The sequence below is a fragment of the Bradyrhizobium roseum genome, from assembly GCF_030413175.1.
GTDB lineage: Bacteria > Pseudomonadota > Alphaproteobacteria > Rhizobiales > Xanthobacteraceae > Bradyrhizobium > Bradyrhizobium roseum.
In genome coordinates this window covers 7,151,421-7,167,983 of the sequence record NZ_CP129212.1, presented here as the reverse complement: position 1 = coordinate 7,167,983, position 16,563 = coordinate 7,151,421, and the positions used below count along the sequence as shown (strand labels likewise).

Below are 16,563 nucleotides of genomic sequence, written 5' to 3'. Positions count from 1 at the left end.
GGCGGCAGGCCGGCCACGAGGATAGATGTCTTCCCAGCAAGCAGAACATTCCGGGCGTGGGCTCTCCGCGGGCGCCATTGCCCTGGTACTGATGCTGTGCCTGAGCTGGGGCTTTAACCAGATCGCGGTAAAGCTCGCGCTGCCCGATGTGCCGCCGATGCTGCAGGCGCTGATCCGTTCTGCCGGCGCGCTGCCGGTCATGCTGTTCGCCGGCTGGCTGCGCGGGGTGAAATTCTTCGAACCCGACGGTTCGCTGGTGCCGGGCCTCGTCGCCGGCACGCTTTTCGGTATCGAGTTCGTGCTGATCTTCACCGGGCTGGTGTTTACGTCCGCGTCGCGCGCAGCGGTTTTTCTTTACAGCGCGCCGTTTTTCGTCGCGCTCGGCTCCTATCAGTTTCTCGGTGAGCGCCTGAGCCTGCTGCAGTGGAGCGGTCTCGGATTGAGTTTTACGGGTGTCGCGCTCGCGATCGGCGTGCCGCAGCCGAACGTGGATGCGAAGGTGTTGCTGGGCGACCTGCTGATCGTCGCCGGCGGCGCGCTATGGGGCGCCACCACGCTGATCGCCAAGGGCACCAAATTGCGCAATGCGGCGCCGGAAAAGGCACTCGGCTACCAGGTCGCGATATCGATTCCGATCCTGGGTTGCGCGTCGTGGCTTTTCGGCGAAAAGATCACCCACATGCCCAGTGCGCTGTCGATCGCGCTATTGGCGTACCAGGCGATCTGGGTCGTGGGCTGCACCTTCGTGATCTGGTTCGCGCTGATCAAACGGTATTCGCCGAGCAAATTGTCGTCCTTCACTTTCATCACGCCGCTGTTCGGCGTCGTCGCCGCCTATTTCATCATGCACGACACGCTGACGGTCGCCTTCGGCGTCGCAGCGCTATTGGTGATCGCGGGGCTCTATCTCGTGAACAAGCCGGACCCGAAGGTCATGCCGGACCCGGTGTGAGTTTGCTCACCCCGCCCCCTCAAGGGGCGGGTGGAGAAAATGAGAGCCTATCCCGTCTCGATCGGCAGCTCGGTATCCTTGGCCCACTCGCCCATCGAGCCGTCGTAAAGCGTCAGCTTGTCGTAGCCGAGCCGGTGCAGCAGGAACAGGTCGACGGTTGCCGAGATGCCGCCGCCGCAATACGCGATCACGCGCTTGTCCTTGGTGATCCCCTGCGCCTTGAATTTGGCTTCTGCTTCACTGAGCGGGATGAACGCCTTGGTCGTGGGATCGAGCAGTGTCGCCGCCGAGACGTTGCAGCTGCCGGGCACGCGGCCGGGCCGGCCGTAGCGGCTGGGCTCGAGGCCCTTGTGGAATTGCGGACCGAGCGCGTTGACGACGACGCTGCCGCGCTCCGACGTCGCCGCGAGCGTCTGGTGTTTGTCGACGAAAAATCCGTCTCTGGGTTTGGCGGTGAATGTCGCCGGCGGGTATCCCTTGGCCGGTCCGGTGTCGAGCGGGCGGCCCTCCAGCTTCCATTTGTCGAGACCGCCATCGAGCACGGCGGCGTTGTCGAAACCGAGCGAGGCGAGCATCCACCAGAACCGCGTCGCCCACATCGGCGTGCCAATGCTGTAGAGCACGACACGGCTTGCATTGGCGACGCCGTGGCGGCCGAACGCGCGTTCGAGAAACGCGGCATCCGGCATCATGAAGCGCAGCGCCGTATCGGGGTCGGAGAACTCGCCCTGCAGATCGAGAAAGTCTGCGCCGGGAATATGCCCGGCTTCGAACGTGTGGCGCCCGGGCACGGCAAGATAAGGCTGGCTGGAACCTTCGGGGGCGGGTTCGAGATAGGTGGTGCAATCGAACAGGCGTAGATCGGGTTGACCCAGGATCTCGGCGAGTTCCGCGGTGGAAATCAGCTCGTTACGCCCCGGCATGGTCGCCTCCCGTTATTTTCGGGGCATGCTAGGGCTCTGGCGGGTCGATGAAAAGGCGTCCGGGAAGCATGCCCGCCCTTTCAATTCGGCGATTCCTGTCCAATATAGCGGTTAACGAAAAGACGAGGTCCGCCGTCTTGCCGCTGGTCGCGATGGTCGGCTTAAGCTATTGAATATAGGCCATAAAAATCCATCTGTGACGGGGCGCACTGCGCTTTCGCTGCCCCCTTGGTGAATGTCACCAAAACCTGATATTCGAGACCCCATGAACAAGCCCGAAATGATCCCGCAGGACGACATCGCCGGCCCCAGGGCCCGGCATCAAACCACCCAGGTGATGGTCGGCAACGTTGCCGTTGGCGGGGGGGCGCCGATCGTCGTCCAGTCGATGACCAACACCGACACCGCCGATATCGAAGGCACGATCACGCAGGTCGCGGCGCTGTCGCGCGCCGGCTCGGAGATGGTGCGCATCACCGTCGACCGCGAGGAGGCGGCGGCCGCCGTTCCGCACATTCGCGACGGCCTGCGCAAGCGCGGCATCACCACGCCCTTGATCGGCGACTTCCATTACATCGGCCACAAGCTGCTCGCTGAATACCCGGCCTGCGCCGAGGCGCTCGACAAGTACCGCATCAATCCCGGCAATGTCGGCTTCAAGAACAAGCGCGACACGCAGTTCGCCGACATCATCGAGATCGCGAACAAGAACAACAAGGCGGTCCGCATCGGCGCCAACTGGGGCTCGCTCGATCAGGAACTGCTGACCAAGCTGATGGACGAGAACACGGCCTCACCGACTCCGCGCGACGCCCGCGCGGTGACGCGCGAAGCCATGGTGCAGTCGGCGCTGCTGTCCGCGGCGCGGGCGCAAGAACTCGGCATGCCCAAGAACAAGATGATCCTGTCGGCAAAGGTTTCCGCCGTGCAGGACCTGATCGCCGTCTATCAGACGCTCGCTTCGCGTTCGGACTACGCGATCCATCTCGGCCTCACCGAGGCCGGCATGGGCTCGAAGGGAATCGTGGCGTCGTCCGCGGCGCTCGGCATCCTGCTGCAGGACGGCATCGGCGATACCATCCGTATTTCGCTGACGCCCGAGCCCGGCGGCGACCGCACGCTGGAAGTTCAGGTCGCGCAGGAACTTTTGCAGACCATGGGCTTCCGCACCTTCGTGCCGCTGGTCGCGGCGTGCCCCGGCTGCGGCCGCACCACCTCTACGACGTTCCAGGAACTGGCGCGCTCGATCCAGGATTTCATCCGCGAGGAAATGCCGGGCTGGAAGACGCAGTATCCCGGCGTCGAGACGCTCAACGTCGCGGTCATGGGCTGCATCGTCAACGGCCCCGGCGAATCCAAGCACGCCAATATCGGCATCTCCCTGCCTGGCACCGGCGAAGCGCCGGCCGCGCCGGTGTTCGTCGACGGCAAGAAATTCCGCACGTTGCGCGGGCCTTCGATCGCAGCCGACTTCAAGGCGCTGGTGATCGATTATATCGACCAGCGTTATGGCAAAGGCGCCAAGACGCCTGAGACCTCCGCGGCGGAGTAGGCCGACTTCCGCTTCCCCATCATCACCAACTGGCGCTGCGTCAGGCCGCCGGTTAACCGCAACGATGTGCTGTATCGCGAGTTCCCTGACTGGCGAACCGCCAGAAGGCCAGCAACGTCAACCGCTGACGTTTCGGCTGCGGCCCGTATTGCGCTCCGGATCGTCTGGTCTACGATGTCTCCCAATCAAGAACGATTGGGAGAAAGCCGATGTCTTCGCTGTCCGGCAAACAAGGCCCGCGTTATCGCCACGTCGCAGGCGATTCGGACCCGTACGAAACCATCGGTGTCGAAAAGCTGACGCCGATCATCGGCGCGGAGATCTCCGGCGTCGATATCGGCAAGCTCGTCTCGGAGGACGGACGCTCCAACCGCCAGATGGACGAGATCCATCGCGCGCTCGCCGAAAATCTCGTGATCTTCTTTCGCGATCAGCACATCACCCCACAGCAGCATCTCGCCTTCGGCCGCAAGTTCGGCGAGTTGCACGTGCACCCGGCCGCGCCGAACGAGGGCGATCCGGCGCTGATGAAGATCCATGCCGACAAGGATTCGCCGCGCGCCAATGGCGAGGGCTGGCACTCGGACGTGTCCTGCGACGTCGAGCCGCCGATGGGATCGATCCTCTACATCAGGCAGTGCCCGCCGCGCGGCGGCGACACGCTGTTCGCCAACATGTATGCGGCCTATGAAGCGCTGTCGGACCGGATGAAGACCTATCTCGACGGGCTCACGGCGCTGCACGACGGTGAGCAGACCTATCGCGGGCTCTACGCCAATTACGGCGTCGCCGACCGGGTGGAATATCCGCGCGCCGAACATCCCGTCGTGCGCACGCATCCCGTCACGGGCAAGAAGGCGCTCTACGTCAACCGCGGCTTCACGCGCTTCATATCAGGCATCCCGCGCGACGAGAGCGACGCCATGCTGGCCTATCTCTACCAGCACGCGGAGAACCCGCTGTTCCAGTGCCGCTTTCGCTGGACCGAAAACGCCGTCGCCTTCTGGGACAACCGCTGCGCCCAGCACCGCGCGATGTGGGATTACTGGCCGCACACACGGTCAGGTACGCGCGTGACCGTGAAGGGCGAGCGGCCGGTGTAGTTCGGCCGCAGGATTGGCAGGCGCCACACGCCATCCGTCACAACGGCTCGTCGTCATTGCCATCGCGGTCCCGCTTCGGCGTCGCGATGTCGCCGTCCTCGTATTCATCGTCCTCCGCCGGCACGTGATCCGGCTTCTTCGGCTTGTCGACGCCCTTCTTCGGAGGTTCGTTCTTCCTGCCCATTCCGCCCATCTGATGCCTTCTTCTGTCGGATGAATCGGCGTTGCCCTGCATGCCGATTCGGAGTATCGGCATGACCTCAATCCGATCGCGTTGGGCCGGCATGTTAGCGCCGGCCACAAAGACTTTCCCGCCCTTTTTGCGGCGTTCTGTCCAAAAGGGCTTTCACACGGAGCCAGCATGAAGAAGCCCCGCCCTGCGGCAGAAGAACCGCAGCCGCGCAAAGCCATCCGCGCCGACAAGGCGCCGACCACCGGTTACTCACTGGTCGTGGACGGTCATTTCAAATCGCATCATGACACGGTCGAGGCCGCCGAAGAGGCCGGCATGGCGCTGAAGAACAAGTTTCAGATGCTGCAGGTTCAGGTCTACGACGCCGAGAACAAGACGCGCTCGATGATCGATTGGCCGGGACCGGGATAACGCTGCCGGTATCTTGGTTTTTCCTCATCGTCCCGGCAGCGAGCGCGAAGAAGCACTTCGCGCTTTGCCAGGGGATGACGGACACTCTTTACAAGCCTTGTCTCAGGTCCGCCGTCCGCCGTTCTGCTGGCTCGCCAGCCAGTCGGACAATGCCACCGGCTTCTCGTTCGCGCGCTTCGCGGCGGAGGAAGGTTTCCTTGCAGCTTTCGCGGCGGGCGCACGTTGCGGTTCGATGGCCTCGCGCGCCAGCCGCAACGCCTTCAGCTTCGCCATGTTGTCGAGCACGGCCTTGGCGGAGGCGTCACGCTCCGCTTTGCCGGATTTTGCGTCCTCGGCGGCCCTTGCGGCCTTGTCGGCGCGGGCCTGGGCGCGGTCTCTGTCCTCTTTCGTCATTTCAGGTCAGCCTTTTTTCGCAGCCTTGGCCCTCGCCTTTTTCACCACCGGCGGCGGCGGATTTTCGCGGTCGGCCGCTTCCTTGGCGAGGCGCAGGGCGCGCAATTTCTCGGTTCTCTTTCGGATCGCGACGTCGGCCGCGGCGATCTCGGCCATCGCCTTGACGCCCTCGACCTCCTGGGTGCGTTTGCGATTGAGCCGGATTTCCTTCATTTCGGCGGCGCTCTTCGGTTGATCGTCCATGTCATACCTCTGAAATCACGACAGATATCGTCGAGCGGTCCCGACGGCGGGTTTACCACGGATCGGGCAACAGAGAATGTTATTTTCGGTCGAAAACGGCCCGGTTTCTTGTCGAATCAGCTTTCATGGTGAAGGGCCGCTTCGTCGGTCTCGTCAGGAGCGAGCCTGGTCGAAGCGGCCGTAACGGTCGCCGGCCAACGCCAAACTCCGCGTGGCGCGCCGAAGCCGAGATCGAGCAGGATCGAATGGCGGTTCTCTTCCCGCGGCCGGCGACCTGGATCAGAACGTCGCGCCGGCCCTCAGCATGTAGGTACGTCCCGGCAACGGATAGGCCGCAAAACGGCCGGGCGTGAACGTGCTGGCGATGGCGTAGTCGTAGTACGGCGCGTCGAACAAATTGATGACGGCGGCTGACCAGAAGAAGCGATCGTAAGCACCGCTCAGTTTCAGATCGACGGTTGCGCTCGCGGGGATACGGCGCTGGGTGTTGGCCTGGTCGTTATCCATGGCGCGCTCGCTCCAGGCGCGCACCGTGGCGTCTAACACGAGATAATTCTGCCAGATGTTCCAGGTCACGCCGCCGTTGGCGGTGTAGCGCGACACCAGCGGCACGTCCTTGCCGGCAAAATCTCCCTCACGAAACACGGCCCTTGTGTAGGCCATGCCGCCCCGCAGCAAAACCGCGTCGGTCACGCGTAGCGAAGCACTGGTCTCCGAGCCGTAGCGGCGGGTCGTGTTGAGGTTGGTGTTGAAAAACAATACCGGATTGAACTGGATCTCGTTTTCGAGATCCATGTTGTAGATGCTGGTCTGCATCTGGAACCCGCCGGTCTTGACGCGGAGGCCGCCTTCGATGTCGTGCGAGGTCTGTGTCTTCAGCCCGAAATCGCCGGCAATCGGCGGGAAGAAAGGCGGCGGCCCGAACGCCGGGCCGGAGGCGACGCGCTCGTCGACGGTCGGGGTTCGGAACGCGCGTGCGGCGCGGCCGAATACCGAGAACACCTCATTGAAGCGATGCTCGAGGCCGGCGTGCAGCGCGTATTGGGTTTCGTTGCTATTCAGCGGGGAAGCCTGGATGTCGCAAGCGAAGAATGCGGCACAACCAGGCGCAGTGGGGTCGTACCGATCCCGGGCACTGAGGCTGGTGTTCTGCACTCTGGCGCCGTAGGAGAAATCAGTCGTCGGCAACAGCCCCAGGGTTTGTTGCCAATAGCCGGCCACGGTCTGTTGCGACAGATCGTAGGTGTGGGTCGCAGCAAGGCCCCGGAATGCGCCGCGCTCCTGATTGAACGTCGCATCATAGTAATCGATGCCGGTGAGGATCTGCGAAGGCATCCCAAGAATCGAGTTCTTTACGCTCAATCGCGGGGTGATCGACCAGGTCTGCAATGTCGCGTCATTATAAGTCGACGAGAAGCTCGGAAGCGGCGAGGCCGCGGTTCCCGTGCCGAAGAACGCGCTCTGCGTATCCTTCTTGCGCACGCCTCCATCGACGATGAGTTCTGCGCCGGTCCACAGCGTCTTGGTGAAGCCGGCGGTGGCGCTGGCGCCTTGCTGGTTGGCGTAATCGAACGGCGTATCGGCCCCACGGCGGTTGGTGACCAGGTCGTTGATGCCCTGCGAGGGGCTGACGATCCGCCCGCCGGGCAAGCCGATCTTCTGGTCGTCGCCGGTCACGGTCAGGAACGCCTTGAGATCAGGCGTGGTGTAGTTGAGATTACCGACCCCGTTGCGCTGGTCGAGCGCGTTGTTTTCCCGATAGCCGTCCGACTTGATGGCATTGCCGTAGAACGATGTCGACCACGGCCCCGAATTGGTAGCCACGGAGATATTGGCCAGGCGCTGGTTGAAGGAGCCGACGCCGGCCTCGACGCGCCCGGCAACGGGCGGGCCGCCAACGCCGCTCTTCAGGACGATGTTGACGACGCCGCCGACGGCGTTGTCGCCATAGAGCACTGCGCCGCTGTTGCCGCGGGTGATTTCGATCCGCTCGATCGACTGAACCGGGATGGTCGAGAGATCGACGCCAGCCATGTCGATGTCATTGAGCCGGCGTCCATTGACGAGGATCAGCGTATTGGCGGTGGCGAATGCGCCGAAGCCGCGGATATCGATCGACGTCTTGGCGCCGTTGACGCCGCCAAAGAACGACTGCAACTGAACGCCAGGCACCTGCGCGATGATCTCCGTCAAGGTCTGCGTCGGCGAATGCGCGATCTGCTCGGCCGTAATGACCGTCGACGAAGCACCGACAATGCCGTTGAACTGCCGCACGCCGCTGCCTGTGCCGCCGGCGTCGGCCGTGCCCTGGCTTGCGCCGTCGGACGTTCCTGTGCCGGCGCCACGCAACGGCCGTGCGGCCGGGGTCGGACGCGTCGTCGTGCCGCTGCCGTCATTGTCCAGCGGCCGGGCGCGGGTCTTGTTCGGGTCGGTGGGCGCGCTGATCTCGACGGGGGGCAGGGTGGTCGACGGCGTTTGCGCGGAAGCGGTCGAGCCGCTCAGCGCAAGGATGCTGGTGGCGAGCAGGAGCGCGCGGCGCCGCTTCGCGGGGGTGGTTGTAGACATGGCTTGGGCCTCGGTATGACGTCAGTGGCACGTCACAGCGAACCAAGTCTCACCATCGCGCTTGCGCGACCCGGTGAAGCCAATGTCTGTACTCCCCGACCGACATCTTCGCGTGTGACCACGGCTGACGGCAGGTCTCCTGGCTCGCGGGTCGTTACCCCATCGTCGCCTTCCCAGGACCGAGATTCCCAGTGGCCTATGACGAAGGATTCGCCGCTTACAGTTGCGGGGGCAGCCGCGGAATTGGGGAACATCCCCGCACCGCATTCCCTTTTGATCCCCAAAACGGGAACCGTCGGAAACAAGGGTAGAATTTTGTCAAACTGCTCGTCAATCCAGTCTGGCGTGATGCCGCAACCCTCGCTGGACGAGTGCGCTATTTTTGCCGCATGAGGCTGCTCCCCAAGTTCCTGTACCAGCGCGGGTAAACCTGCTTTAGGACGATCGATGAGCGCTGAGGCCGCAACCCTGACCCATGACGATGCCGCGCGACGGAGGATCGGCGCGACCGCGGCGCTGGCTGCCCTGGTCGGGCTGCTGGCGCTGGTCTCGCTCGGCATCGGCCCGGTGCGGCTGTCGCCGCTGGCGGTGGCGGAAGCGCTGTTCGGCGCCGGCAGCGACGTCTCTCAGGTGATCGTGCGCGAAATCCGCCTGCCGCGCATGCTGCTGGCGCTGGCGATCGGCGCCATTCTGGGGTTGTCGGGCGCGGCGCTGCAGGGCCTGCTGCGCAATCCGCTGGCGGCGCCCGAGTTGTTCGGCGCGCCGCAATCGGCGGCCTTCGGGGCCGTGCTGGTAATCGCATCGGGGCTTGCCGACGTGCGCTCTTACGCGCTGCCGGTGGCCGCGATCGTCGCCGCGTTCGGCTCCGTGTTCATGCTGCTGTCGATCGCCGGACGCAATGCCGGGCTGCTGATCCTGATCCTGTCGGGGCTCGCGATTTCGAGCTTTGCCGGCGCGGCCACCGCGCTGGTGATGAACCTCGCAGCTAATCCGTTCCTGGTGCTGGAGATCGCGTTCTGGCTGCTCGGCTCGCTGGAGGACCGCAGCTTTCAACACGTGATGCTGGCGTTTCCCTTCATCATGGCCGGCGGCATCATGCTGCTGAGCCAGCGCCATGCCTTTCGCGCGCTGAGCCTCGGCGAGGAAACCGCGCAAAGCCTCGGCGTCGATGTCGGCCGGTTGCGGCTGTTCGTCATCTCGGGTGTCGCCCTCGGTGTCGGCGGCGCGGTCGCGGTCACCGGCACCATCGGCTTCATCGGGCTGGTCGCGCCGCACCTGATGCGGCCTTTGGTCGGGCACGATCCGGGGCGGCTGCTGGTGCCGAGCGCGCTCGCCGGCTCCGCGCTGCTGCTGGCCGCCGATATCGCAGTACGCATCATCCCCTCGACCTCGGACATCAAGGTCGGCGTGCTGACCTCGATCATCGGCGTGCCGTTCTTCCTCTATCTGATCATGCGCGAACGCCGCGCGCTCGGCGGAGGCGTCGCATGAGCGAGGTAGCGCTGCTGACCGCAAGGGGACTCGGTGTACGGCTCGCCGGCCGTGTCGTGCTGAATGAGGTTTCGCTGGCGCTGGCGCCGGGACATCTGGTGGCGCTGGTCGGACCCAACGGCGCCGGCAAGACCACGCTGCTGCGGGCGCTGGCGGGATTGATCCCGTCCGAGGGCGACATCGAGATCGGCGGCGAGGCGCTGTCGTCGCTGCCGCTGCGCGAGCGCGCCAAACGCTTCGGCTATCTGCCGCAGGGGCATGTCGTGCACTGGCCGCTGCCGGCGCGCGATATCGTGGCGCTCGGCCGCTATCCGCATGGCGCCACCGATCCGGCGCGGCTGTCGCCGCAAGATGCGGAGGCGGTGCTGCGCGCGATGCAGGCGGTCGACGTCATGGAATTCAGCGAGCGCCGCGTCACCGAACTGTCCGGCGGCGAGCGCAGTCGCGTCGCGTTGGCGCGCGCGCTGGCGGTGGAGGCGCCGGTCATCCTGGCCGACGAGCCGACCGCCTCGCTCGATCCGCGGCACCAGATCGACGTCATGAAGAACCTGCGCGCCACCGCCGACAAGGGCGTGCTCGTCATCGTGGTGACGCATGACCTGGGACTGGCCGCGCGGTTTGCCGACCACGTGCTGGTGCTGCGCGAGGGCCGCCTGGTGTCGCAGGGTGCGCCGGCGGAAGCGCTGTCCGAACAGGTGATGGCGGAGGTGTTTCGCATTTCGGCCTATCGCGCGGAATTCCAGCGTGAGGCCGTGATCGTGCCGTGGGCGGATATCTGATGCGACGGCGGCTGGTATTCTGGCTCGCGATGCTCGCGTTTGCCTCGTCGGGCAGCGCCGTATCGGCCGCCAACCTGCCGCGTCTGGTTTCCATGAATGTCTGCACCGATCAGTTGGTGCTGACGCTGGCCGCCCCCGAACAGATCCTTGGATTGAGCCGGTTCTCGCGTGACGGCTGGCAATCGAAGGCCGGCGACCTCAGCCGCTATCCGGTGCTGTCGGGCGGCGCCGAGGACGTGCTGCTGATAAAGCCGGACCTCGTTGTCACCAGCGCGTTCGACAAGCGCTCGACGCGGGAATTTTTGAAGGCCAAGGGACTTCGCCTCGTCGAGCTCGCGGTGCCGCGCACGCTTGACGAAGCGCGACAGCAAATCCGTGAGGCCGGTGACATCACCGGGCATCCCGATCGCGCAGCGGCGGAAATCGCACGGCTCGATGCGGCGCTGGCGCGGGCCCGGGCCGCGGTTTCAGAGCGGCATTTTCGCGTGCTGCCGCTGTCCCGGCGCGGCTGGGTCGCAGGCAGCGACAGCTTTGTCGGCTCGCTGCTCGGCGAAACCGGCTTGCGCAGCGCCGCCGGCGATCTCGGTTTTGCCTTCGGCGGATTCGCCTCGCTGGAAGCGATCGTGAAGCTGCGGCCCGACTTCATCGTGGTGTCGCAGGCCGGCGATACCGCACGAGATGACGGCCAGGCGTTTCTGTTGCATCCGGCGCTGGAGCGCTTCTACCCGCCGCAAAAGCGCATCGTGATTCCGGAGCGCATGACCGAATGCGGCGGCGTGTTGCTCGCCGATGCGCTGGATGCGCTGACCGCGGAAGTGAAGCGGGTGGGGCGGTGATGTCGCGATAAAACGATCTCGTCGTCCCTGCGTATGCAGGGACCCATACGCCACGGCCGGCGAAAGCGGCACACGGAGAGACGACTTTGCTTCGGCAAGCGACAGCGGGTGTTGCACAAATAGAGCGTCATCCACCGTGCATCATCGATAGATCACGCGGTATGGGTCCCCGCGTTCGCGGGGACGACCATCGATACTACCCGTGCACCACCGGCCCACCCACCTTCTTCCACGCATCGATGCCGCCTTCGATATGCGCCGTATTCGCCAGCCCTGCATTCTTCGCCGCCGCAACGGCCATCGCCGAGCGTTCGCCGAACGCGCAGAAGAACACCACGCGGCGGCCGGTGGCGGCGGCGACTTCGCGCAACATGCCACCGGCCTTCAGGCTGTCGGCGATGCCCGGGTAGGGCGCTTGCATCGCGCCTGAGATCGTGCCGTGCTTGGCGCGCTCGCCGGCCTCGCGCAGATCGACCAGCAGGACGTCGGGCCGGCCGAGGCAATTGATGGCGTCCCGGGCGGTGAGCGCCAGTCCCTGCCTGGCAAGGTCTTCCTGATGCAGCCCGACATGCATGTTGGCCGGGACGGCGACGTCCATCATCTTCGGATTTGGCAGCTTCAGGTTCGCCATCAGTTCGATGTATTCATCGACACTGCGCACCTGCAGCCGCGGATTGTAGCGCTTCTCCTCACCGATGGTGGAAACCGTGTCGCCTTTGTAGTCGTGTGCGGGAAACACCAGCGTCTCCTCCGGCAACTTGAGCAGCCGGTTGAAAATCGACTCATATTGCGCGCGCGAGGAGCCGTTCTGGAAATCGGTGCGGCCGGTGCCGCGGATCAGCAGCGTGTCGCCGGTGAAGACGCGGTCGCCCATCAGATAGCAATAGGAATCGTCGGTGTGGCCCGGCGTGTACATGACGTCGAGGCTGAGGCCCTCGATCGTCACCCGGTCCCCGTCAGAGACGCGCATCGACACCACGTCGGCCTTGCTCTGCTCGCCCATGATGGTGATGCATTGGGTGCGGTCGCGCAGTTCGCCCAGTCCCGTGACGTGGTCGGCGTGCAGATGGGTGTCGACCGCCTTTACCAGCCGCAGGTCGAGTTCGCGCAGCAGCTGGCAGTAGCGGTCGGCCTTCTCCAGCACAGGGTCGAGGATCAACGCCTCGCCGCCGGCGCGGCTCGCCAGCAGATAGCTGTAGGTGCCGGAAACGCTGTCGAATAGCTGGCGAAAGATCATGGCTCCTGCCGGCTCGATTTGAGTCTCATGCAGGATATTATTCTAAATTGATGACTTCCTCAAACAGCTTCCATCTACAAAAAGTAACAATGTCGAGGGAATTTTACTCTTCAGGGCCGAGCACGGCGGGCGGGCGTCACGGGCGGACCAGCGTATATCCGTTCTCGGTCAAAAACAGGATCTGTGCCACGCCGACCTGCACCGGCGTGGCCGCCGAGATGAACGCCGGCCGCTTGCCGCTCTCGCGTTCGATCGTGTCGACGGTGTTGAGGCAGATGTCAAACCGCGCGCCCTGCGCCACCAGGCTCTCGACCATCTTGCGGTTGGGGTTTTCCGGGCGCAGCAGCGCGATGCCGGGGCCGAACGCCACGATCTCGATCGCGACCTTGTCGGGATCGTAATGCTTCATCAAATTGCTGGCCACGCTGAGCACGAGGCCCTGCTTGCGCGGGTCGTCGTCGGAGAGCTGCAGCACGATCTTGTGCTCGGCGAACGGCTTGTCCTGCAGCGGCGCCTGCTGGGCGCGGGCGGCAGGCCCTGCGGTTACGATGAGTGGCGCTGAGATCAGCAGCGTTGCGACCGCCGTGCAAAGTGTTTTCGAAAAGCCGTTCATCCCTGTCCCAAAATGCCCGGATTGTCGTCGACGCCTTTCAGCGTGACGCCCGGCGCCGCCCGGTTCGGCGGCTTGCCCGATCGCAGATGTTTGACGACCACGTCCCAGACCGGCGCGCCGCTCTGCTCGTTGACGGAGGCCCATCCGGCCACCTTGTAGTGCTTGCCGGCCTGCAACGCGTGGCCGTTGTCGAGCTTGAGCCCGGAAATCCGCTTGCCTATGGTTTCGTTCGGGTCGCAGGTGTAGGCGAGGCCGCCGACGCGGACCATGTCGCCGCCCTGCTGGTAATAGGGATCGGTGTTGAAGAGGTTGTCGCAGACGTCTTCCAGCACGTCCTTGATCTGGCCACCGGTCATGCTTTGCAAATAGGTCTCGGGATAGCTGACCGCGGTCTGCGCCATCACGTCCTCGATCGTCAGCGGCTGTCCCGCCAGCGCAGTGGTGCCCCAGCGAAAACCCGGCGACAGCGCGATCTCGGCGTCGAGTTCGCCGAGCAGCGCGTCGCAGATCAACTGGTCCATCGGGCCGCTGAAATTGCCGCGTCGATAGAGCAGGCGGTCGGCGACGCCGACCTTTTCGCTCAGTGCCGCGACCTGGGGCTCGCGCAGCTTGTCGATCAGCGCTTGCATGGCCGGATCGGGTTTCAGCAATTCTGCAAACACCGGCAGCAACCGGTAGCGCACGTCCTTGACCTTGCCTCTGCCGAGTTCGAGGTCGAGCACCGCCAGGAACTTGCCGTTCGAGCCGGCATTCGTCACCAGCGTGACACCGCCCGGATTGGTCACGGCAATCGGCTGCGGCACCGCGTCATGGGTATGGCCGCCAAGGATGACGTCGATGCCGGTGACGCGGCTGGCGAGCTTGAGGTCGACGTCCATGCCGTTGTGCGAAAGCAGGATCACGGCATCGACCTTGTCGGCGCTGCGGTGGCTGTCGACGAGCTTTTGCAGCTCCTCCTCGCGAATACCGAATTTCCAGTCCGGCGTAAAACGCTTCGGGTGCGCGATCGGCACATAGGGGAACGCCTGCCCGATCACGGCGATGCGATATCCGCCGATTTCCTTGATGACGGACGGCTTGAACACGCGCCCCGCCGCCGGATCGAACGCCTTGGCGTCGTTGAAGGCGGCTTCCTCGGTAAGGAAGACGTTCTGGGCCAGAAACTCGCCCTTGAAGCGTTCGAGGTTGGCACGCAGTGCCTTTTCGCCGAACGTGAATTCCCAATGGCCGGTCATCGCCTCGATGCCGAGCAGGTTCGCCGCGTCCACCATGTCGGCGCCCCGCAGCGTGTTGGCAAGGCCGGTGCCCTGCCAGAGATCGCCGCCGTCGAGCAGCAACGCGCGCCCTGAGCCGGCCTCGCTGCGCATCCGGTCGGCCAGTGTCTTCAGATGCGCAAAGCCGCCGAGCTTGCCGAATCTCGCGGCGGCCTTCTCGAACTCGATGGAGGTAAACGCATAGGCGTCGGCGCTGTCGGGCCGGATGCCGAAGCGGTCGAGGAAGGCGCGGCCGACGATATGCGGCGGGTTGCCCCGCATCGGGCCGATGCCCAGATTGACGCTCGGCTCGCGGAAGAACACCGGCCGAAGTTGCGCATGGGTATCGGTGATGTGCAGGATGCGCGCATTGCCGAAGCGTTCCAGATCGTAAACGCCCGCATTGCCATCGGCGGCATGCGCTTGTAGCTGCGGCAGGCTGCCGGACAGGGTGGCGGCGCCCGCAAGCTTCAGGAAATCGCGGCGGCGGATGGTCATGCGGGTCTCCGCGCGTCGTACGGACTCTTGATTGTTCGCATGATCTCGGCGCAAACGGCTTGTCGCGAAGGCAAGGCAACGAGATCGTTCAGGTTCTGAGTATAGGCGGTCAAAGCATAAACGTCATCCGCTGACAACGTGTGCGGCGTGGACGTCGGGCTGGCGCGGTTAACGCTATCCTTGAGCGATCCGACGCCGTCCCGGAAGCGGCCTCCCGTCTCGCCGAAGGTTCCGCGGCGTAGCGCAACGCGGACGCAATTGTCCTCAAAGTATAGACTATGCCGCAGGTTTTCCTGTGCTTGCGTCCGCACGGCCGCACCGTTTGTTGCCTTTTCCAACCGTTATCCTCTAATTTAGCCAATGCTAAAGAAGTATCTTGGCGCTAGTGTGCTGCGTGGGGTTCGCAGGCACGGAAAACCATCCCGGATTGGACGTTATGAGAGCAGCGGCAGCCAAAGAGATGCCACTCGCCCCCGCCGCCGATGCGGCGGCGCTGAGAAGACTGGCGAAGCAGGCGGGTGATGCCGCCCAGCTGCTGAAATTGCTCGCCAACGAAACGCGGCTGTTGATCCTGTGCTTCCTGGCCGTGCGCGGCGAGATGACAGTCGGGGAACTGGTCGGCGTCGCCAAGCTGAGCCAGTCCGCCTTGTCGCAGCACCTCGCGAAACTGCGCGCCGATGGACTGGTCGATTTCCGGCGGGCGTCGCAGACGCTGCATTATCGCGTTGCCGACCCGCGCGCATTGCGTCTGCTGCAGGTGCTGAAAGAGATCTATTGTGGCGACCTGAAGTGACGCCGCCGGCGTTTCAGATCTACAGCGATTTTCAGGCGAGGCAGCAATGGCCGATTATGTGGTGGAATTCGGCAAGGATGGCCGGCCGGTCGAGCCCGACGGGCGGCTCGACGCGGCGGCGTTCCACCGCAACCATGAACCGATCTGGGCGGCACTGCGGAAATTCCTCGACGGCAAGTCCGGCGACGCGGTGGAGGCCGGCAGCGGCACCGGCCAGCACGTCGTGCATTTTGCAAGACATACCCCCGGTATCATGTGGTGGCCGAGCGATCTCAACGCGAACCATTTGAAGAGCATCGAGGCGTGGCGCGCCCATTCAGCGCTCGCGAACATTCGTCCGCCGTTGCGGATCGATCTCACCGATCCCGCCTGGTGTCCGGCGATGCAGGACGGCAGCGGTCCGGCCGAATTGCTCGCGGTGTTCTGTGCCAACGTGATCCACATCGCGCCCTGGCGCGTCGCCGAAGGCCTGTTCGCCGGCGCCGGCCGCTATCTGCGCGCTGACGGGCGCTTGTTCCTCTATGGCCCGTTCAAGCGCGAGGGCAGGCACACCGCCATGAGCAACGCGGTGTTCGACACCAGCCTGCGCCAGCAGGACGCCGAATGGGGCGTGCGCGACATCGCCGACATCGAGAAGCTTGCGATCGGCGCAGGTCTGACATTGACCGAAGCCGTGCCGATGCCCGCCAACAACATGATTCTGGTGTTCGGGCGGTCGTAGATAGTCC

At 64.5% G+C, this 16,563-nt stretch carries 17 protein-coding genes and 1 riboswitch; of the genes, 9 read left to right on the top strand and 8 right to left on the bottom strand.

The genetic code is table 11. From position 1 onward, the window contains the following. Positions 1 to 25: 25 nt before the first annotated feature. Positions 26 to 952: a DMT family transporter gene (locus tag QUH67_RS33985; RefSeq protein ID WP_300944382.1), complete on the top strand. Its 927-nt coding sequence runs from the start codon at positions 26 to 28 to the stop codon at positions 950 to 952. A gap of 47 nt (positions 953 to 999) precedes the next feature. Here QUH67_RS33985 and QUH67_RS33980 read toward each other — a convergent pair whose 3' ends face one another. Next, complete coding sequence (locus tag QUH67_RS33980; RefSeq protein WP_300944380.1) at positions 1,000 to 1,875, bottom strand: sulfurtransferase; 876 nt, start codon at positions 1,873 to 1,875, stop codon at positions 1,000 to 1,002. A gap of 265 nt (positions 1,876 to 2,140) precedes the next feature. Between QUH67_RS33980 and ispG the strand changes: the two genes are divergently transcribed. Together ispG and QUH67_RS33970 are read left to right on the top strand one after the other, a co-directional pair. Then, entirely contained in the window at positions 2,141 to 3,427 is a 1,287-nt protein-coding gene (ispG, locus tag QUH67_RS33975) for a flavodoxin-dependent (E)-4-hydroxy-3-methylbut-2-enyl-diphosphate synthase (RefSeq protein WP_300944378.1), read from the top strand. Positions 3,428 to 3,636: 209 nt separating this feature from the next. Beyond that, entirely contained in the window at positions 3,637 to 4,530 is an 894-nt protein-coding gene (locus tag QUH67_RS33970) for a TauD/TfdA dioxygenase family protein (protein WP_300944376.1), read from the top strand. 37 nt (positions 4,531 to 4,567) lie between these two features. Here QUH67_RS33970 and QUH67_RS33965 read toward each other — a convergent pair whose 3' ends face one another. Beyond that, positions 4,568 to 4,786, bottom strand: a complete 219-nt coding sequence (locus QUH67_RS33965; RefSeq protein WP_300948320.1) for a hypothetical protein — start codon at positions 4,784 to 4,786, stop codon at positions 4,568 to 4,570. A gap of 105 nt (positions 4,787 to 4,891) precedes the next feature. Between QUH67_RS33965 and QUH67_RS33960 the strand changes: the two genes are divergently transcribed. Then, complete coding sequence (locus QUH67_RS33960; RefSeq protein ID WP_300944374.1) at positions 4,892 to 5,134, top strand: hypothetical protein; 243 nt, start codon at positions 4,892 to 4,894, stop codon at positions 5,132 to 5,134. 102 nt (positions 5,135 to 5,236) lie between these two features. Here QUH67_RS33960 and QUH67_RS33955 read toward each other — a convergent pair whose 3' ends face one another. From QUH67_RS33955 to QUH67_RS33945, 3 genes are all read right to left on the bottom strand, one after another. Beyond that, entirely contained in the window at positions 5,237 to 5,527 is a 291-nt protein-coding gene (locus tag QUH67_RS33955) for a hypothetical protein (protein ID WP_300944372.1), read from the bottom strand. Positions 5,528 to 5,533: 6 nt separating this feature from the next. Continuing rightward, positions 5,534 to 5,770 carry a hypothetical protein gene (locus tag QUH67_RS33950; protein ID WP_300944370.1) on the bottom strand — a complete coding sequence of 79 codons (237 nt, stop codon included), beginning with the start codon at positions 5,768 to 5,770 and terminating at the stop codon, positions 5,534 to 5,536. Positions 5,771 to 6,049: 279 nt separating this feature from the next. After that, positions 6,050 to 8,335, bottom strand: a complete 2,286-nt coding sequence (locus QUH67_RS33945; protein ID WP_300944368.1) for a TonB-dependent receptor domain-containing protein — start codon at positions 8,333 to 8,335, stop codon at positions 6,050 to 6,052. Between the two features lie 112 nt (positions 8,336 to 8,447). After that, positions 8,448 to 8,647, bottom strand: a riboswitch (cobalamin riboswitch). A 135-nt stretch (positions 8,648 to 8,782) separates the two neighbouring features. Here QUH67_RS33945 and QUH67_RS33940 point away from each other — a divergent pair. The 3 genes from QUH67_RS33940 to QUH67_RS33930 are packed head-to-tail and all read left to right on the top strand — an operon-like array spanning position 8,783 to position 11,441. Continuing rightward, positions 8,783 to 9,826 (top strand): FecCD family ABC transporter permease, encoded by a 1,044-nt coding sequence (locus QUH67_RS33940; protein WP_300944366.1) that lies wholly within the window; start codon positions 8,783 to 8,785, stop codon positions 9,824 to 9,826. Beyond that, positions 9,823 to 10,605 carry an ABC transporter ATP-binding protein gene (locus QUH67_RS33935; RefSeq protein ID WP_300944365.1) on the top strand — a complete coding sequence of 261 codons (783 nt, stop codon included), beginning with the start codon at positions 9,823 to 9,825 and terminating at the stop codon, positions 10,603 to 10,605. The genes QUH67_RS33940 and QUH67_RS33935 overlap by 4 nt, the downstream gene beginning before the upstream one ends. After that, on the top strand, positions 10,605 to 11,441 hold the full coding sequence (locus QUH67_RS33930; RefSeq protein ID WP_300944364.1) for an ABC transporter substrate-binding protein: 837 nt from the start codon (positions 10,605 to 10,607) through the stop codon (positions 11,439 to 11,441). Before QUH67_RS33935 ends, QUH67_RS33930 begins: the two co-directional genes overlap by 1 nt. Positions 11,442 to 11,637: 196 nt before the next feature. Here the strand turns inward: QUH67_RS33930 and QUH67_RS33925 are convergent, their stop codons facing one another. From QUH67_RS33925 to soxB, 3 genes are all read right to left on the bottom strand, one after another. Continuing rightward, complete coding sequence (locus QUH67_RS33925) at positions 11,638 to 12,678, bottom strand: MBL fold metallo-hydrolase (RefSeq protein ID WP_300944362.1); 1,041 nt, start codon at positions 12,676 to 12,678, stop codon at positions 11,638 to 11,640. 136 nt (positions 12,679 to 12,814) lie between these two features. Next, positions 12,815 to 13,291, bottom strand: coding sequence for a DsrE family protein (locus tag QUH67_RS33920; protein WP_300944361.1), 477 nt, complete (start codon positions 13,289 to 13,291; stop codon positions 12,815 to 12,817). Continuing rightward, complete coding sequence (soxB, locus tag QUH67_RS33915) at positions 13,288 to 15,042, bottom strand: thiosulfohydrolase SoxB (RefSeq protein ID WP_300944359.1); 1,755 nt, start codon at positions 15,040 to 15,042, stop codon at positions 13,288 to 13,290. The genes QUH67_RS33920 and soxB overlap by 4 nt, the downstream gene beginning before the upstream one ends. Before the next feature lie 460 nt (positions 15,043 to 15,502). Between soxB and QUH67_RS33910 the strand changes: the two genes are divergently transcribed. Both QUH67_RS33910 and QUH67_RS33905 read left to right on the top strand, forming a co-directional pair. After that, positions 15,503 to 15,835 carry an ArsR/SmtB family transcription factor gene (locus tag QUH67_RS33910; protein ID WP_300944357.1) on the top strand — a complete coding sequence of 111 codons (333 nt, stop codon included), beginning with the start codon at positions 15,503 to 15,505 and terminating at the stop codon, positions 15,833 to 15,835. A 46-nt stretch (positions 15,836 to 15,881) separates the two neighbouring features. Next, positions 15,882 to 16,556, top strand: coding sequence for a DUF938 domain-containing protein (locus QUH67_RS33905; protein ID WP_300944355.1), 675 nt, complete (start codon positions 15,882 to 15,884; stop codon positions 16,554 to 16,556). The last annotated feature ends 7 nt before the right edge of the window (positions 16,557 to 16,563 follow it).

Bases quoted from the DNA above. Each gene is read 5' to 3' on its own strand.
- QUH67_RS33985 (WP_300944382.1), top strand. From the start codon at position 26: ATGTCTTCCCAGCAAGCAGAACATTCCGGGCGTGGGCTCTCCGCGGGC.
- QUH67_RS33980 (WP_300944380.1), bottom strand. From the start codon at position 1,875: ATGCCGGGGCGTAACGAGCTGATTTCCACCGCGGAACTCGCCGAGATC.
- ispG (WP_300944378.1), top strand. From the start codon at position 2,141: ATGAACAAGCCCGAAATGATCCCGCAGGACGACATCGCCGGCCCCAGG.
- QUH67_RS33970 (WP_300944376.1), top strand. From the start codon at position 3,637: ATGTCTTCGCTGTCCGGCAAACAAGGCCCGCGTTATCGCCACGTCGCA.
- QUH67_RS33965 (WP_300948320.1), bottom strand. From the start codon at position 4,786: ATGCCGATACTCCGAATCGGCATGCAGGGCAACGCCGATTCATCCGAC.
- QUH67_RS33960 (WP_300944374.1), top strand. From the start codon at position 4,892: ATGAAGAAGCCCCGCCCTGCGGCAGAAGAACCGCAGCCGCGCAAAGCC.
- QUH67_RS33955 (WP_300944372.1), bottom strand. From the start codon at position 5,527: ATGACGAAAGAGGACAGAGACCGCGCCCAGGCCCGCGCCGACAAGGCC.
- QUH67_RS33950 (WP_300944370.1), bottom strand. From the start codon at position 5,770: ATGGACGATCAACCGAAGAGCGCCGCCGAAATGAAGGAAATCCGGCTC.
- QUH67_RS33945 (WP_300944368.1), bottom strand. From the start codon at position 8,335: ATGTCTACAACCACCCCCGCGAAGCGGCGCCGCGCGCTCCTGCTCGCC.
- QUH67_RS33940 (WP_300944366.1), top strand. From the start codon at position 8,783: ATGAGCGCTGAGGCCGCAACCCTGACCCATGACGATGCCGCGCGACGG.
- QUH67_RS33935 (WP_300944365.1), top strand. From the start codon at position 9,823: ATGAGCGAGGTAGCGCTGCTGACCGCAAGGGGACTCGGTGTACGGCTC.
- QUH67_RS33930 (WP_300944364.1), top strand. From the start codon at position 10,605: ATGCGACGGCGGCTGGTATTCTGGCTCGCGATGCTCGCGTTTGCCTCG.
- QUH67_RS33925 (WP_300944362.1), bottom strand. From the start codon at position 12,678: ATGATCTTTCGCCAGCTATTCGACAGCGTTTCCGGCACCTACAGCTAT.
- QUH67_RS33920 (WP_300944361.1), bottom strand. From the start codon at position 13,291: ATGAACGGCTTTTCGAAAACACTTTGCACGGCGGTCGCAACGCTGCTG.
- soxB (WP_300944359.1), bottom strand. From the start codon at position 15,042: ATGACCATCCGCCGCCGCGATTTCCTGAAGCTTGCGGGCGCCGCCACC.
- QUH67_RS33910 (WP_300944357.1), top strand. From the start codon at position 15,503: ATGCCACTCGCCCCCGCCGCCGATGCGGCGGCGCTGAGAAGACTGGCG.
- QUH67_RS33905 (WP_300944355.1), top strand. From the start codon at position 15,882: ATGGCCGATTATGTGGTGGAATTCGGCAAGGATGGCCGGCCGGTCGAG.